The organism is Vibrio phycocola (assembly GCF_053850235.1).
On the sequence record NZ_JBSQDJ010000001.1, the window covers coordinates 458,672 to 474,404 of the forward strand.

The 15,733-nt window shown below is 40.8% G+C and carries 16 protein-coding genes and 1 riboswitch; of the genes, 12 read left to right on the forward strand and 4 right to left on the reverse strand.

Annotation, left to right across the window (positions count from 1 at the left end):
• Positions 1-482 precede the first annotated feature (482 nt).
• The 12 genes from ccoN (at position 483) to thiD (ending at position 11,601) form a co-directional block, all read left to right on the forward strand.
• On the forward strand, positions 483-1,910 hold the full coding sequence (gene ccoN, locus ACWU4D_RS02055; RefSeq protein WP_456049710.1) for a cytochrome-c oxidase, cbb3-type subunit I: 1,428 nt from the start codon (positions 483-485) through the stop codon (positions 1,908-1,910).
• A gap of 15 nt (positions 1,911-1,925) precedes the next feature.
• On the forward strand, positions 1,926-2,546 hold the full coding sequence (ccoO, locus tag ACWU4D_RS02060; RefSeq protein WP_456049711.1) for a cytochrome-c oxidase, cbb3-type subunit II: 621 nt from the start codon (positions 1,926-1,928) through the stop codon (positions 2,544-2,546).
• 8 nt (positions 2,547-2,554) lie between these two features.
• Positions 2,555-2,731, forward strand: coding sequence for a cbb3-type cytochrome oxidase subunit 3 (locus ACWU4D_RS02065; RefSeq protein WP_456049712.1), 177 nt, complete (start codon positions 2,555-2,557; stop codon positions 2,729-2,731).
• The gene (gene ccoP / locus ACWU4D_RS02070; protein WP_456049713.1) at positions 2,731-3,711 is read left to right on the forward strand and encodes a cytochrome-c oxidase, cbb3-type subunit III; all 981 of its coding nucleotides are present in this window, start codon (positions 2,731-2,733) and stop codon (positions 3,709-3,711) included. The genes ACWU4D_RS02065 and ccoP overlap by 1 nt, the downstream gene beginning before the upstream one ends.
• Before the next feature lie 73 nt (positions 3,712-3,784).
• A complete protein-coding gene (locus tag ACWU4D_RS02075) occupies positions 3,785-4,270 on the forward strand; it encodes a FixH family protein (RefSeq protein ID WP_456049714.1) in 486 nt (161 codons plus the stop codon).
• Positions 4,263-6,641, forward strand: a complete 2,379-nt coding sequence (locus ACWU4D_RS02080; RefSeq protein ID WP_456049715.1) for a heavy metal translocating P-type ATPase — start codon at positions 4,263-4,265, stop codon at positions 6,639-6,641. Before ACWU4D_RS02075 ends, ACWU4D_RS02080 begins: the two co-directional genes overlap by 8 nt.
• Before the next feature lie 12 nt (positions 6,642-6,653).
• Positions 6,654-6,842 (forward strand): cbb3-type cytochrome oxidase assembly protein CcoS, encoded by a 189-nt coding sequence (ccoS, locus tag ACWU4D_RS02085; protein WP_456049716.1) that lies wholly within the window; start codon positions 6,654-6,656, stop codon positions 6,840-6,842.
• A complete protein-coding gene (locus ACWU4D_RS02090; protein ID WP_456049717.1) occupies positions 6,835-7,503 on the forward strand; it encodes a sulfite exporter TauE/SafE family protein in 669 nt (222 codons plus the stop codon). Before ccoS ends, ACWU4D_RS02090 begins: the two co-directional genes overlap by 8 nt.
• Before the next feature lie 101 nt (positions 7,504-7,604).
• The gene (locus ACWU4D_RS02095; RefSeq protein ID WP_456049718.1) at positions 7,605-8,354 is read left to right on the forward strand and encodes an FNR family transcription factor; all 750 of its coding nucleotides are present in this window, start codon (positions 7,605-7,607) and stop codon (positions 8,352-8,354) included.
• Between the two features lie 120 nt (positions 8,355-8,474).
• Positions 8,475-9,422, forward strand: a complete 948-nt coding sequence (gene uspE, locus ACWU4D_RS02100) for a universal stress protein UspE (RefSeq protein WP_456049719.1) — start codon at positions 8,475-8,477, stop codon at positions 9,420-9,422.
• 155 nt (positions 9,423-9,577) lie between these two features.
• On the forward strand, positions 9,578-10,513 hold the full coding sequence (gene ttcA / locus ACWU4D_RS02105) for a tRNA 2-thiocytidine(32) synthetase TtcA (protein ID WP_456049720.1): 936 nt from the start codon (positions 9,578-9,580) through the stop codon (positions 10,511-10,513).
• A gap of 69 nt (positions 10,514-10,582) precedes the next feature.
• Positions 10,583-10,695: riboswitch (TPP riboswitch) on the forward strand.
• A 75-nt stretch (positions 10,696-10,770) separates the two neighbouring features.
• Positions 10,771-11,601 carry a bifunctional hydroxymethylpyrimidine kinase/phosphomethylpyrimidine kinase gene (gene thiD / locus ACWU4D_RS02110; RefSeq protein WP_456049721.1) on the forward strand — a complete coding sequence of 277 codons (831 nt, stop codon included), beginning with the start codon at positions 10,771-10,773 and terminating at the stop codon, positions 11,599-11,601.
• Between the two features lie 142 nt (positions 11,602-11,743).
• Here the strand turns inward: thiD and ACWU4D_RS02115 are convergent, their stop codons facing one another.
• The 4 genes from ACWU4D_RS02115 to ACWU4D_RS02130 form a co-directional block, all read right to left on the reverse strand.
• Positions 11,744-12,412, reverse strand: coding sequence for a DUF2987 domain-containing protein (locus ACWU4D_RS02115; protein ID WP_456049722.1), 669 nt, complete (start codon positions 12,410-12,412; stop codon positions 11,744-11,746).
• 146 nt (positions 12,413-12,558) lie between these two features.
• Positions 12,559-13,344: a hypothetical protein gene (locus ACWU4D_RS02120; RefSeq protein ID WP_456049723.1), complete on the reverse strand. Its 786-nt coding sequence runs from the start codon at positions 13,342-13,344 to the stop codon at positions 12,559-12,561.
• 162 nt (positions 13,345-13,506) lie between these two features.
• Positions 13,507-14,226 carry a Sir2 family NAD+-dependent deacetylase gene (gene cobB / locus ACWU4D_RS02125; RefSeq protein WP_456049724.1) on the reverse strand — a complete coding sequence of 240 codons (720 nt, stop codon included), beginning with the start codon at positions 14,224-14,226 and terminating at the stop codon, positions 13,507-13,509.
• 167 nt (positions 14,227-14,393) lie between these two features.
• Entirely contained in the window at positions 14,394-15,614 is a 1,221-nt protein-coding gene (locus tag ACWU4D_RS02130) for an ammonium transporter (protein WP_456049725.1), read from the reverse strand.
• Positions 15,615-15,733 lie beyond the last annotated feature (119 nt).

The window sequence follows — 15,733 nt, forward strand, 5'->3', positions numbered from 1 at the left end:
GAAACTAAATCATCTATTAAACATAAATTTTTCAATAGTATAACCGATTATATGTTAAGTCGATTTATTGAATTTTAACATCCAAATAACAGGCTGAAAGCATTGTTTGATAATAAATATAGAATTTATTTTTTGTTTTGGGCATATGATACAAACTAGTGTAAAAGTGCAGCCAACTCAATAATATCACTAGCAACTTAGTGTTTTTTAAGTCTTTATCAAATTATTCAAAGTTCATCTCTTGTAACTCAGTTCAAAGTTTTGAAATAAACAAGCTAAACCTGATACTTAGTAAGGTTACTTCTCTGTCATAAAATTGTTAACTGCAGTATAGTTAGGCGCAGATGACATTGCTTGAATTAACGCTTTGGTTACAATTTCGCCAAAAACAATAAGTGTGGAATGTAATGTTAGTTCTAATGTTGTTTTGCTCGTATCTGAGTAAATATAAAGTGTAGTTAACTTGAATCGGAAGCATGCAAATGAGCCAAGAAATGCAGCTTGAACAGAATTACAACTATACCGTTGTTCGACAATTCACCTTAGTAACCATTCTATGGGGTATTGTTGGCATGGCAGTTGGCGTTTTGATCGCAGCACAATTAGTCTGGCCACAGCTAAATTTTAATACGCCGTGGTTGACCTATAGTCACCTTAGACCGCTCCATACCAATGCCGTTATTTTCGCATTTGGTACGAGTGCCCTTTTTGCTACCTCATATTATGTGGTTCAAAGAACTTGCCAAACTCGATTGTTTGGTGGTGTTTTAGTTCCATTTACGTTTTGGGGTTGGCAAGCCATAATTTTATCCGCCGCCATCACATTACCATTAGGATATACAACATCGAAAGAGTACGCCGAACTCGAATGGCCTATTGATATTGCCATTGCGCTAGTTTGGGTTGCGTATGCAATCGTCTTTTTCGGAACCCTTGTGAAACGAAAAACGTCACACATTTATGTTGCGAACTGGTTCTTTGGGGCGTTTATCCTCACTGTTGCCGTCTTGCATATTGTAAATAGCATGGCCATTCCCCTTTCCTGGAATAAATCGTACTCGGTTTATGGCGGGGCTGTAGATGCGATGGTTCAGTGGTGGTACGGACACAATGCGGTAGGTTTTCTTCTTACTGCGGGTTTCTTGGGTATGATGTACTATTTTGTGCCTAAGCAAGCAGGACGTCCTGTTTATTCCTATCGTTTGTCTATCGTTCACTTTTGGGCGTTAGTTTCTTTGTATATATGGGCTGGTCCTCACCACCTTCATTATACAGCGCTACCAGATTGGACTCAGTCACTTGGTATGGTGATGTCGTTAGTACTATTTGCTCCATCTTGGGGGGGAATGATCAACGGTATCATGACGCTATCAGGTGCTTGGCATAAATTGCGCTATGACCCAATTTTACGTTTCCTAATCGTATCGTTGTCTTTCTATGGAATGTCAACATTCGAAGGTCCAATGATGGCGATCAAGTCGGTTAATGCCCTTTCCCACTACACAGACTGGACTATCGGTCACGTACACTCCGGTGCTTTAGGTTGGGTTGCTATGGTATCAATCGGTTCAATCTACCATTTGGTTCCAAAGCTGTTTAATCAAGAACGTATGTATTCTGTTGGTTTGATCAATGTGCATTTCTGGTTAGCGACTATTGGTACCGTGTTGTATATCGTTGCGATGTGGATTTCTGGTGTTATGCAAGGCTTGATGTGGAGAGCGGTTAACTCAGACGGTACGTTGACGTACAGTTTTGTTGAATCCGTTGAAGCGTCTTATCCGTTTTACGCTGTACGATTCCTTGGTGGGTTGATTTTCTTATCCGGTATGTTCCTTATGGCATATAACACGTATAAAACGGTTACCGCACCTGACGCAAGTCTTAAATCAATTGCACAACCGGCATAATAAGGAGATTAAATAATGAGTTCTAACTCCAACAATCGCCATGAAATTGTCGAACGTAATGTCGGTTTACTTGCGATTCTTGTCATTATTGCTATCAGCTTTGGTGCTTTGGTTGAAATTACTCCGCTAATTTTCCAGAAGCAAACTACAGAGCCATTAGCAAACTTAAGACCACTAAATGCATTAGAAACAGAAGGTCGTGATATTTATGTTCGTGAAGGATGTACGGTTTGTCACAGCCAAATGATTCGTCCTTTCCGTGCGGAAACAGAACGATATGGTCACTATTCTGTTGCTGGTGAGAGTGTTTGGGATCACCCATTTTTATGGGGTTCAAAACGTACTGGTCCAGATTTAGCCCGTGTGGGCGGACGTTATTCTGACGAATGGCACCGTGTTCACTTAATTGACCCTCGTGAGTTAGTGCCAGAGTCAAATATGCCTGCATTCCCATGGCTTGAAACAACGCCTGTGGATGGCAGTTTGACTGCGGAGAAACTTACTCTGTTTCGTGATCACTTCGGTGTTCCTTACACAGATGAAGATATCGTCGGTGCTAAAGCCGCGGTTGAAGGGAAGACCGAGCTCGACGCGCTCGTTGCTTATCTTCAATCCCTTGGCCATGCGATGAAGTAGGAGGCGATATGGATATTGGTACAGTACACAGTATTTGGACCGTTCTACTGTTTGTTAGCTTTATTGGTATTGTCGCTTGGGCATACAGCAAACGTCGTACAACATCGTTTGATGAAGCTGCAAACTTAGTATTTGCGGATGAAGAAAAGCATAACGCATCTCAAAAGCAAGGAGTGAATAAGTAATGACTACATTCTGGAGTCTCTGGATAATTGTTCTTACCCTCACGACATTGTTTGGGTGTGCAGCAGTTCTTATTTGGTGTTTACGCGATAAAATGGGCGTGGAAGAAGGGGCAGATATGGGGCATGAATACGATGGTATTCGTGAACTCAATAACCCTCTTCCTAAATGGTGGGTGTATCTATTTATTAGTACGTTTGTATTTACTGCCATTTATTTAGTGCTCTACCCTGGGATGGGTTCGTTTAAGGGCGTCTTGGGCTGGACAAGCTCTGATCAAACCGTGATATCATTAGAAGAGTCTAAAGCGTCAATCAGCAATTCTCAAAGTAATAAGATACTCGATCAGTATGCTCGAGAGCTTGATGAGGCTGAAACATTCTACGGTCAAGCGTTTAAGCGCTTAGCTTACGTCGAAGGTACAAATGACCTTAAACCTGTTAAAGATATTGCAGCGGACCCTGATGCGGTTAAAGTTGGACAACGTTTGTTTTTACAAAACTGTTCACAGTGTCATGGTTCGGATGCTCGTGGGTTAACAGGTTTTCCTAACTTGACTGATAACGCTTGGTTGTACGGTGGTGAACCTGAAGCTATCGTAACAACTATTCGTCATGGCCGTATTGGGCAAATGCCGGGTTGGAAAGATGCGTTAGGTGAACAAGGTGTGAAAGAAGTTGTTTCTTATACACTGAGCTTATCTGGTCGTTCTGTAAACGCTCGTGATGCCGCTGCAGGTAAAAAACGATTTATTGTTTGTGCTGCTTGTCATGGTACAGATGGTAAAGGTAACCCTGCTGTTGGTGCTCCTGATTTAACTGATAAAGATTGGTTATTTGGCGATTCACGTGATGCAGTTACTCAAACTGTTTTACATGGACGCTCAGGTGTCATGCCTGCTTGGATTGATATTCTAGGCGAAGACAAAATACAAGTTGTCTCTGCTTATGTTTGGAGTTTAAGCAATAATCAGGCACAATAGCCGCAACAAGTAATGAAGCAGTACGTCAGCGTGCTGCTTCATTTTTCTCAATTCTTCATAAAGAGCATCTCAAATGGAAAAACCCTGGTTTAAACAATTCTGGCCTTGGTTTTTAATCATACTTCCCGGTACTGTGATTATTTGGACCTTGGCTACTGTCGTTGTTTTTTCTCAAAATGCTGTATCCCTTGTTTCAGATGATTATTACAAAGAAGGGAAAGGCATTAACCAAGATATCACTCGGCTTCAAGAAGCAAAAGCGCTAAACCTTAACGCCTCTGTCTACAGTCAGGATCAAACGTTGGTTGTCACTCTTGATAAAGGAAAATTAGAACAGTACCCAGCTTTAAGAGTCAACATTGTTCATCGAACATTAGAAACCCAAGATATTGAACTCATGATTTCTGCTGATGCACAAGGTAACTACCGTATTCAACCCGAAACGGAAATCGTAGGCCCGTGGTTTGTTAAGCTATCTTCGTTTGATAATAAATGGATACTGCAAGGTAAAGTGAATTTTCCATCGACGACGCCTACCATCTTAAATAACAATGGATAAAACGTGTTACCACTGCGGCGAGCCCGTTCCTAACAATAGCCAATTCAACGTAGATATCTTGGGTGAAAAACGTCACATGTGTTGCCCAGGGTGTCAGGCTGTAGCGCAAATGATCGTTGATAGTGGTTTAGTCTCCTATTACCAATATCGTACAGAGCTTCCGAGCTCTGTGAATATCGTTCCTGAAGAACTAGACCAGTTCAATAGTTTTGATGATCAAGAATTCCAATCTGACTTTGTTTTCCGCGATGATGAGGTTTGTTCGGCAACGATCACGGTAGAAGGTGTCACGTGTGCCGCTTGCGCTTGGTTGATTGAAAAACGGCTTATGTCTCAGTCTGGGATTGTCTCGGTAATGGTGAATACCACGACTAATCGAGCCAATATTAAGTGGGATGAAAATCAGATGAAATTGAGCACGATTTTGTCTGAAATATTAAAACTCGGGTATAAGGCTGCCCCTTTCGATCCGAATCAACAAGAGCAAGATAATGAGCGTGAGCAGAAAACGTACCTCTATCGTTTAGGGATAGCTGGCTTAGCGACCATGCAAGTTATGATGCTTGCCTTCGCACTTTATCTTGAGGTATTTGGTGACCTTGATGATACCTTTAAGGTTTACTTTCGATGGGTCAGTTTAATTTTCGCCACACCAGTTTTACTCTACTCTGCTCTTCCATTTTATATGAATGCTTGGCGAAGTTTAAAAGGGAAAACCTTGGGGATGGATGTCCCCGTTTCGTTAGCATTATTATTTGCGTATTGCGCCAGTGTTCATGCAACCGTTACTGAACAAGGAGAAGTGTATTTCGAATCCGTTTCAATGTTTACGTTTTTCCTATTAATTGGCCGGTATTTAGAGGCAAAAGCAAAACACAAAGCAGCCACTGCAAGTGGGAACTTAATGAAGCTCGTTCCTTCTACTGCAACATTGGTATCAGGTGAACAAGTTGCGGTGAAATCACTGCGAGATGGCGATGTTATCCGGGTTATGATTGGTGAACACCTTCCAGCAGATGCCGTTATTACACTTGGCGAAACTTATGTTGATGAATCGATGCTAACTGGGGAGTCTGAACCAGTAGCAAAACACGTAAATGATGCGGTTTACGCAGGAACGATCAATACCCATGAAACATTTGAATGTCGAGTGACAGCTGAAAAAGGTGAATCTGTTATTGCTCAGATCGTTCGGTTGCATCAACAGGCACAAATGACCAAACCCAAACTTGCGCTTCTTGCCGATGTTATTGCTCGTTACTTTGTAGGGTTTATCCTTGTGATTGCTGGCCTTACTTGGTTTTACTGGAGCGGACATCAACCAGACCAAGCATTTTGGATTATGTTGTCGGTGTTAGTAGCAACATGCCCTTGTGCCCTTTCTCTTGCCACTCCTACCGCAATAACATGCTCAACATCCCTATTTTCTAATGCCGGATTATTGATTCAGTCAGGCGCCGTATTTGAAACCTTGGTCAAAGCCAATCATCTGATTGTGGATAAAACGGGTACCTTAACGACGGGCGAGATTGAAATTACCTCGGTGGAAGTGTATCGAGAATTTGATGAAAGACGTTGTTATGAATTAGCTGCCGCTCTTGAGCAATATGCTAATCACCCGATAGCACAAGCATTTAATAAACATGTGAATTCTGATATTGAGATTGAGCAGCCTAATAATGTCGTTGGATTTGGTATTGAAGGGCTGTATCAAAATCAAATGTTACGAATTGGTTCATTGCGTTTCGTTTCCCCCGGCAGTGATAATAGCCAGGTCCAATTTAGTTCACTTTATCTAAGTTTGAATGGTGAGTTAATAGCGCGTTTCAGTTACCAAGATCCGATTAGAAATGAAGCACAGTCATTTATAGCTGATGCATTGGCATCTGGGATGAAAGTGACCTTGTTAACTGGTGATCATGCTACCACGGCGGAATCCGTTGCCAAAGAGTTAGGAATCGAGAATTGGCAAGCCAGTTGTACCCCTAAAGATAAATTAGATTATGTTGCTTCTTTGTCCAATGACGATGTTACCTTAATGGTGGGTGATGGAATAAATGATGCCCCGGTATTGGCTCAAGCACATGTTTCTATCGCTATGGGGCATGGTACTGATCTGGCAAAAACCTCATCAGATTTGATTCTTCTTAACGATAAATTATCAGCAATCCATACCGCGAGAAAACTAGCACAACGTACTCGCCAGATCATTGCCCAGAATTTACTTTGGGCGCTGGGCTATAATGTTATTGTACTACCCCTTGCTGTTTTAGGTTATGTAGTTCCATATATTGCGGTTGTTGGCATGTCGGTTAGTTCGATTATCGTGGTGACAAATTCGCTTCGTTTGCTGGCACCAAAAAATAATTAAGAGCGGTGTTCAATGGAAAGTATTTACATATTAATTCCCATAGCAATTGTCTTTGTAGCGATCGCTATTGCTATTTTTCTTTGGGCGGTAAAATCGGATCAATTCGACGACCTAGAACGGCATGGCCACAACGTGTTGTTCGATGACGATTCTCCGGACTCGACAAAACAAGATTCACAGGCAAAGCAGAAAGATGATTGATGAATTATTTGCTGCAGCGTTGATCGGTGTTGTCAGTTCAGCTCACTGTTTTGGCATGTGTGGCGGAATTAGTGCGCTACTTGGTTCAACGTGCTCGAATAAACAACAACTTCCTTTTGTTATTGCTTTGTATAATATCGGTCGATTAACAAGTTATACCCTAATGGGAGCATTACTGGGTTCAATAGCGTATTCCTTAATAGAACTTTCACAGCTAAATCAAATGCTAGGATGGATGCGAATACTATCGGGAATAATTTTAATTATGCTCGGGTTATATCTTGCTCGAGCCTGGTTTGGTATTCAAAAAATCGAATCGTTAGGTCAGCATATATGGAAGTTTATCTCTCCAGTTGCACGCCAACTCATTCCACTTAAAAAACCTTGGTACGCTTTACCTCTGGGTTTCTTATGGGGATGGCTACCATGTGGTCTCGTATATTCGATGCTAACTTGGTCGTTAGCTTCAGGAAATGGTGTAAGTGGTGGATTAATTATGCTTTTTTTTGGATTTGGCACGTTACCATCGATGGTTTTAATGGCTAGTAGCACCACGATCATGTCTAAGATATCAGCTTCACCTATCTTTCGTGTTTCGTCCGGATTTATGATCGTTCTCTATGGAGGATACATTTTATATACTTCGCTCTCACTTTTATAATATTTTATATAGATTATTGATTTGGCGAATGTTATTTATCTAGGCATTATTATTAAGCGATGGTAAAATATTGATGTATATCAATATAGTGAAAGGTTGTTATGATTTCAGATAAACAAGCAGCGAAGCGAATTCAATCCGGAGGATGTGCAATTCATTGTCAGGATTGCAGTATTAGCCAACTTTGTATTCCTTTTACGTTAAATGAGACTGAACTAGACCAATTAGATCAGATTATAGAGCGTAAAAAGCCGATTCAAAAGGGACAAGAGTTGTTTAAAGCTGGGGATGATTTGAAATCACTCTATGCTATTCGTTCCGGAACGATCAAAAGCTACACCATCACTGAACAAGGCGATGAGCAAATTACTGCTTTTCATCTCGCTGGTGATCTTGTTGGTTTTGATGCTATTACTGGTGACTCCCACCCAAGCTTTGCACAAGCACTTGAAACATCAATGGTGTGTGAAATTCCATATGAAATCTTAGACGATCTTTCTGGAAAAATGCCTAAGCTACGCCAGCAAATTATGCGTTTGATGAGTAATGAAATCAAAGGCGATCAAGAGATGATTTTGTTATTGTCGAAGAAGAATGCTGAAGAGCGTTTAGCTGCATTTTTATATAACTTATCCGCTCGTTTTTCTCAACGCGGATTTAGTCCAAGAGAATTTCGTTTGACCATGACTCGTGGCGATATTGGTAATTACTTAGGCTTAACCGTAGAAACGATCAGTCGTTTACTAGGACGTTTTCAAAAATCTGAAATTTTGAGCGTAAAAGGTAAGTACATCACTATTCTCGACCAACCTGCTTTAAGCGAACTCGCTGGTGTCTCAGCTGATTCTTAAAATACAGACTTTTGATGTGGCTTGTTTTTGAGCCACATCATAGTTCCCACCTTTTTATTTATACCCTCGATTATTTTTAGTTAATATTTACTTAGGCACCCAAATGTGAGGGAAAGCGCTATGAGTATTTATACTAAGATCTTAGTTGTCGCCGACATCAATCATGATGAACAAATAGCTTTGGCTCGAGCTATGCAATTGGCTAAGCAAAGTTCCAAAATTAGCCACATTACTTTATTTCTTACCATTTACGATTTTTCTTATGATATGACATCCATGCTCTCCACTGACGATCGCGAAGCAATGCGTCGAGGAGTAATAAAGCAAAGACGGTTGTGGTTAGAGAAGTTGGCGCAGCCCTATTTGATGGAGAATGTCGAACTAGAAGTTAAGGTGGTTTGGCATCATCGACCTTATGAAGCGATTCTTTCTGAGCTGTTTTCTGGGGGTCATGATCTGCTAATCAAAGGGACTCGTAAACACGCGATGTTAGAATCTGTTATATTCACACCAACAGATTGGCACTTGCTACGTAAATGCCCTGCTCCCGTGTTATTAGCAAAACATAGTCAAGGACCGGCCAATGCAAATATCATTGCTTCGATTCACGTTGGAGGCGAAAGTGATGCTCATTCTACTTTAAATGATAAAATTGTTGAGCGTGTACTAAATGTTAGTGAACGCTTTAACGCTAAGCCTTATCTTGTTACCGCTTATCCTCGTACTCCTATGACAATTAGTATCGAGCTTCCAGAGTTTGATCCTAGTGCATATAACGATGCCGTTAAAGCTCATTACACCAAGTCTATGGAAGAACTACGTCAGCAGAATGATATCGATAAAGAGCATGTCATCGTAGAGGAAGGTTTACCAGAAGAAGTTATCCCAGAGATTGTAGAAACACTTGATGCCGCAATGGTTATTTTAGGAACGACCGGACGATCGGGTTTATCGGCAGTATTTATAGGAAATACGGCTGAGCATGTCATTGATAAGATTAACTGCGATATTTTAGCACTAAAACCAGAAGGTTATATTAGTCCACTTGATCCCGCTAATTCACGTTAACGAATTGGCACGATTTAAACTAGGCTCCGAGTTTAAGACTTGGGGCCTTTTTTATTTGGGTAAAGCGTTTTTCCTTGATGATTTAAATTGGTATCTGACAAAATTATCCGTATTATACGCAGTTTATTTGATTCACCCTTTCATTGAGTAACAGTATGACAGAGCGTAACCAAGAATTAACACAATCCCAGCGGTACAACTTCAATAAATTAAAGAAACGTTTAAGGCGTTTTACGGGTCAGGCGATCGCTGATTTCAATATGATTGAAGATGGTGATCGTATTATGGTGTGTTTGTCTGGTGGCAAAGATAGTTATACGATGTTAGACATCTTAATGAGTTTGCAAAAGATTGCCCCCGTTTCTTTTTCACTAGTTGCGGTCAATTTGGATCAAAAGCAGCCCGGTTTCCCAGACCATATTCTTCCACAATATCTCGAAGAATTGGGCGTCGAGTATAGGATTGTTGAAGAAGATACTTACTCGATTGTGCAAGATAAGATCCCCGAAGGGAAAACAACCTGTTCGCTCTGTTCGCGCTTACGACGTGGTATTTTGTACCGTACAGCTAAAGAGCTTAACGTTACTAAAATCGCCTTAGGACATCACCGAGATGACATCATTGAAACCATGATGCTAAATATGTTTTATGGTGGGAAGCTAAAAGGGATGCCTCCTAAGTTAGTGTCCGATAATGGTGAGCACGTCGTTATCAGGCCACTCGCTTATTGTCGCGAGAAAGACATTATCAAGTACTCTGATCAACAAGATTTTCCGGTAATCCCGTGTAACCTATGTGGGTCACAACCTAATCTACAAAGACAAAACATTAAACAAATGCTCAATGGTTGGGATAAGCAATTTCCTGGGAGAATTGAGAGTATGTTTCGCGCAATGCAAAATGTTGTCCCGAGTCATTTAGCCGATCATGAGTTGTTTGATTTTAAATCCATCGACCGTGATTCTGGAGTGATTAACGGTGGAGATATTGGTTTTGACAAAGAAGAGTTACCTTCATCAATTGAGATGGTTGATGAAGATATAGTGACAGAAGTGGATCCAAAATTAATATTGGATGTAACAAACATCTAATTACTTTTGTGATGGTAACTTGATTTGTTACACTCTAATCCGTAACTGAGCTACTTAAGCTCATCATTACATTATTAGTCGGGGAGCCAAGGTTGAATAACCTAAGGCTGAGACCATTATTAATGGGACCCGTAGAACCTGATTCAGTTAATACTGACGTAGGGAACTAAAGTCTTTATATCGTTACTATGTGGGCGTAGTTTGCATTGTTTCCGGTTAGCGGCTGTTATTCCTTAACGTTTTGTTGAGGAGCTCAAATGACATTCGAACACGCAATCCCAATTGTTCTGACCATCGCAGGCTCAGACAGCGGTGGTGGTGCTGGTATTCAAGCCGATATCAAAGCTATTTCGGCCACTGGAGGTTACGCGTGTTCCGCCATTACAGCTCTTACTGCACAAAATAGCCTGGGTGTTACGGGTATATATTCTGTCTCAGCAAGCTTCGTAGAACAACAACTCGATGCCCTATTCTTAGATTTCGATATTAAAGCAATCAAAGTGGGAATGTTAAGTGACAGTGTCATTATCAAATCTGTTGCCAGTACACTATCACGCCAATCAGTACAAAATTTAATTATCGATCCAGTGATGGTCGCCACGAGTGGCGATTTATTGTTAGAAAACTCGGCGGTTAATACGCTAATCTCAGATTTGCTTCCCCTAGCCGATTTACTTACGCCTAACTTGGCTGAAGCCGCTGCACTCGTAAATTTGCCTGTTCCGAATGACAAGTTAGAATTGGAACAAATGATTGAGAACTTAAAAACCTTACCAACAAAAGCTGTTCTTCTTAAAGGTGGGCACATCAAACACGAGACCAATGATTGTATTGATTATTTAATTTATGAGAATCAAGTAACAACATTTACGGGGCCTATGATTGATACAAACAATACTCATGGTACCGGTTGTACGCTGTCATCGGCTATTGCTAGCTATATGGCTCAAGGCTTCTCACTGGCCAGCGCTATTCAAAAAGCTAAAGATTACCTCACCCATGCGCTGATTCACGCCGATAAACTTGATATTGGCAAAGGACATGGCCCTGTACATCACTTTCACGCAAGTCATGATCTTCCCTATTAATAACGGAACTTTAGGGTATCCTGATGTTGGTTAATGGCTAAAACTTAAAAACTCTCCACTTATGACGTTGGAGAGTTTTGGGATGACAAATTACCATATCGATAATCTATATGACGAAAAACGATGTTGTTCCGAAAAAGAGTTACTTCTGCGGAGATAACACGATCGGTGTGATGTTTTTCGTTTGCTCTGGAAGCGTAATTGTGTCGTTTAAGTCGTAATCGGAAGGAACGATATTTGCTTTGTGATTAATAACTTCGATCTCTTCACCTTGGCTTGTAACTAAAAAACCAGACTCAAATGTCGGGAACTCCAATCGAATGCCATTTACTTCTGGTGTAAACCATTTTCCGATACTGCCACTTAACTGAGTGAGTAAGGTTTGCATCTGTGCGGATAGAGATGATAGGTGTTCAATTGAAACGGCTTCACTAAGTGGTTCTCGTGCCAACACTTTCATTGAAATATCACAAGGCTCATCAGAGACCGAGGTGATGTAAAGTAATGGGTTCAGTTTCTTTAGGTTTGTATCAATAGGCAGTTCTACTTCGCCGGTAGAATATACTTCTATCGTTTCGTTATGTTTTTTATGCTCTAAACGAGCGTCTGCAAGGTGACATGCTTGACGCGTGTCCTGCTCGATAAAAAACAATCCAACTCGAACATCTGGATGATCTAGCTCACTATTGTGCTTTAGCTGATTATAAAAGTTGGAATAATGAAACATATATACATGCTGGCCTGATATGGCGGGAGCTGAAGAGATAGTCCCACATAAAAGTAATAACCAACCAAGTGTTTTTTTGTTCATTCTGGACTTCTCAATGTATTAATTAAAGATGCTAATAGAGTGATTATAGTACCCAGTATGGGAGTGTCGTTATGTCACAAAATTGAATGTTTTTTGTGACATAACATAAACCATGTCTAGGGAATACCTTAACGGTCATAGAGCGTTTAGGCGTTAAAAACTTGTGACTTTTCTTGGCTATCCGATTTTGAAACAATCATCAATTTTATACCAAACAGGTTACGATAGATTGTGCCTTTAAGATGCATGTAGAAAGGTAGAATGAAAATTAACCCTATACCACCCGTCATCAAGGCCATCACTAATAAAATAGTCCCAATGGTAAACAAAATACATAAAGGAAAGAGCTTTTTATTGGTCGCTTTAAGTGAAATCAGCAAGGCATTATGTGGCAACACGCGTTTTTCACAGATCAATAATATGGAGTGAGCAAAGGCCAATGAGAAATAAAATGAAAGAGGCCCAAATAGAGAGCTGGAAATAGCCTGAATGATTAGATTGAGCAGTGTTACAATAATAATCGGAACGGTATATTGAAATCCTTTCAATAACGTCGCAAAGCCAGTCTTTAGTCCTGCAGACTGGCTCATTGCCATTAAGCTTATCCCGGCGAAAAGCGGAGAACATATTACTTCAGCGCTAAAAACGGCAATAAAGCAAGCTTCTATCAATTCGATAGTGAGTGCTTCTGGATTCGTTGCGATTAAGGTTATGTCGCTTAATGAATAACCGAGCACATTAAGTGTAATCATAAACGCAACAAACGTTACCGCAATAAAAGTCACAATTGCAGGGGTAAAACCGATGAAGTTTTTGACTGTTAGTGAGAAAGATTCACGTATTACGGCATTTACTTTAAGTTCGCTTTCGCCCTTTAATGCCTTATCAATGCTACCACCGAGAAGGAATTCTTTTTCAATGTTATCTGACATACTTTCCTATCGTGACATTGTCACTACCGATACTGAATTATAAAATTTGGTTAATTATACCGGATTTGGCACTAAGTCTGAATGGAATACTTGTCATTATCGTATTGAGTATTAATTACTTACAAATTGATACGTACTCAGTCGTTGGTAACAAGAGGCCATTTAGGCTGATATACCCAATATTTCATTGACTAACTTAGGTACTTCGATGCTTGCTTTTCCTTGTCGATGTTCGGCAAACTCGCTATCAACTGCGCTAGGTTCAATGTTGATTTCGATAGTGTGTGCCCCGTGCATTCGTGCGTCATGAACGAGTCCAGCTGCGGGATAAACGACACCAGATGTACCGATTGAAACAAACAAGTCGGCGTGTTCGACAGCATCATAAATATCCCCCATTCGTAATGGCATTTCTCCAAACCATACAATGTGTGGGCGCATTAAATTTGGAAATTGACAACAGTGACATAAGTCATCTTTATGGATGTCGCCGAGTTGTTCAACAACCTGATTAGATTCACTACAGCGCGACTTTAATAGCTCTCCATGCATATGGACAATATTCTTTGTTCCACCACGCTCGTGTAGGTTATCAATATTCTGTGTAATAACGGTAACGGAGCCATTGAGCTCAGCTTCAAGTTGTCCGAGTGCTATATGGGCAGCGTTGGGTAATATGTCGGGAGATTGGAGTTTATGGCGTCGCTGATTGTAGAACTCGAGCACTAATTCAGGATTCGCTTCGAACCCTTCAGGGGTCGCAACATCTTCAATTCGATGATTTTCCCAAAGTCCATCTTGAGCTCGAAAAGTTTGAATACCAGATTCTGCTGAGATACCAGCACCAGTGAGGATAACGATATTATTGTATTTTTGTTTCATACCTGCATCTCGACGATTTTATTTTAAATTAGCATAACATCGATTATGCATCGTCTGAATGGTAGAACCTTAGACATAAGTCTTAACTTGATAAAAAGTATTGGGGTTTTGTGAGCTCATTAAAAAAGCGAGCATTAAGCTCGCTTTTATTAACGTGATTGAGTTAATTATTCTTCATTTGTTGCTGATATCTTGTGAATCACAAGATCGGCACCTTTAAACTCTTCTTCTTCTGACATACGAAGACCTGTGAATTTATTCAATATTCCATACACCAGGAAAGCACCAATAAGTGCGACGGCGATGCCTAGGATCGTTCCTAAGATTTGTACGGTGAGGCTAACACCACCCAGCCCACCTAGCGCTTGTTGACCAAAGATTCCGGCAGCAACACCACCCCATGCACCACATAATCCATGCAATGGCCATACGCCCAATACATCGTCAATTCGGGTTTTATTTTGCAAGAATGTAAATACCCAAACAAACATCGCGCCAGCGACAACACCAGTAATTAATGCGCCTATTGGGTGCATAACATCAGACCCAGCACAAACGGCAACTAGGCCAGCTAATGGGCCGTTGTGAATAAAACCAGGGTCATTTCTGCCGACGATTAATGCGGTAAGAATACCACCGACCATCGCCATTAATGAGTTCATTGCAACCAAGCCACTAATACCATTTAAGGTTTGAGCCGACATAACATTAAATCCGAACCAACCTACCGATAAAATCCAGGCACCTAGCGCAAGAAACGGAATATTCGATGGTGCGAAGTTAGTATGTTTACCTGCACGAACTCGCCCTTTACGCATCCCCAAAAAGAGAACAGCAACTAGAGCGATCCAACCGCCAACTCCATGAACAACGACCGATCCAGCAAAATCATGGAATCCCGCACCAAAAGAAGATTCAAACCAACTTTGAACACCATAGTTTCCGTTCCAGATGATACCCTCGAAGAAAGGATAGACAAAGCCAACCGTAAATAACGTTGCAAACAGAATGGGATAAAAACGCGCTCGTTCAGCGATACCGCCAGATACGATTGCTGGTATGGCAGCGGCAAAGGTTAATAGGAAGAAGAATTTAACTAATTCATATCCATTACCTTGCGATAATGTTTCGGCGTCAGCAAAAAAGGTTCCACCATATGCGATCCAGTAGCCAATAAAGAAGTAGGCAATCGCAGACACACCGAAGTCAGCTAATATTTTAACCAATGCGTTAACCTGGTTCTTTTTACGAACCGTACCAACTTCTAAAAATGCAAATCCAGCATGCATTAAAAACACCATAATGGCGCCCAGTAGTAAAAATAGGGTGTCAGAACTTTGCGTTAGCGTCTGTATTGCCCCGTGAACTTGACTTACCTTGTCACTCATTCTCGATGATCTCCAGTGTTTGCACTAATGGTGTGCTAAAAAATAAAATTGCCCAATTATGGGGATTAGTGTTTTAGTTTTTTGCAATTAAGCAATAATTGATCCAAAAGAGAGTTTTA

Excerpts from the sequence above, each read along its gene's own strand:
- ccoN (WP_456049710.1), top strand. The coding sequence starts at position 483 with ATGAGCCAAGAAATGCAGCTTGAACAGAATTACAACTATACCGTTGTT.
- ccoO (WP_456049711.1), top strand. The coding sequence starts at position 1,926 with ATGAGTTCTAACTCCAACAATCGCCATGAAATTGTCGAACGTAATGTC.
- ACWU4D_RS02065 (WP_456049712.1), top strand. The coding sequence starts at position 2,555 with ATGGATATTGGTACAGTACACAGTATTTGGACCGTTCTACTGTTTGTT.
- ccoP (WP_456049713.1), top strand. The coding sequence starts at position 2,731 with ATGACTACATTCTGGAGTCTCTGGATAATTGTTCTTACCCTCACGACA.
- ACWU4D_RS02075 (WP_456049714.1), top strand. The coding sequence starts at position 3,785 with ATGGAAAAACCCTGGTTTAAACAATTCTGGCCTTGGTTTTTAATCATA.
- ACWU4D_RS02080 (WP_456049715.1), top strand. The coding sequence starts at position 4,263 with ATGGATAAAACGTGTTACCACTGCGGCGAGCCCGTTCCTAACAATAGC.
- ccoS (WP_456049716.1), top strand. The coding sequence starts at position 6,654 with ATGGAAAGTATTTACATATTAATTCCCATAGCAATTGTCTTTGTAGCG.
- ACWU4D_RS02090 (WP_456049717.1), top strand. The coding sequence starts at position 6,835 with ATGATTGATGAATTATTTGCTGCAGCGTTGATCGGTGTTGTCAGTTCA.
- ACWU4D_RS02095 (WP_456049718.1), top strand. The coding sequence starts at position 7,605 with ATGATTTCAGATAAACAAGCAGCGAAGCGAATTCAATCCGGAGGATGT.
- uspE (WP_456049719.1), top strand. The coding sequence starts at position 8,475 with ATGAGTATTTATACTAAGATCTTAGTTGTCGCCGACATCAATCATGAT.
- ttcA (WP_456049720.1), top strand. The coding sequence starts at position 9,578 with ATGACAGAGCGTAACCAAGAATTAACACAATCCCAGCGGTACAACTTC.
- thiD (WP_456049721.1), top strand. The coding sequence starts at position 10,771 with ATGACATTCGAACACGCAATCCCAATTGTTCTGACCATCGCAGGCTCA.
- ACWU4D_RS02115 (WP_456049722.1), bottom strand. The coding sequence starts at position 12,412 with ATGAACAAAAAAACACTTGGTTGGTTATTACTTTTATGTGGGACTATC.
- ACWU4D_RS02120 (WP_456049723.1), bottom strand. The coding sequence starts at position 13,344 with ATGTCAGATAACATTGAAAAAGAATTCCTTCTCGGTGGTAGCATTGAT.
- cobB (WP_456049724.1), bottom strand. The coding sequence starts at position 14,226 with ATGAAACAAAAATACAATAATATCGTTATCCTCACTGGTGCTGGTATC.
- ACWU4D_RS02130 (WP_456049725.1), bottom strand. The coding sequence starts at position 15,614 with ATGAGTGACAAGGTAAGTCAAGTTCACGGGGCAATACAGACGCTAACG.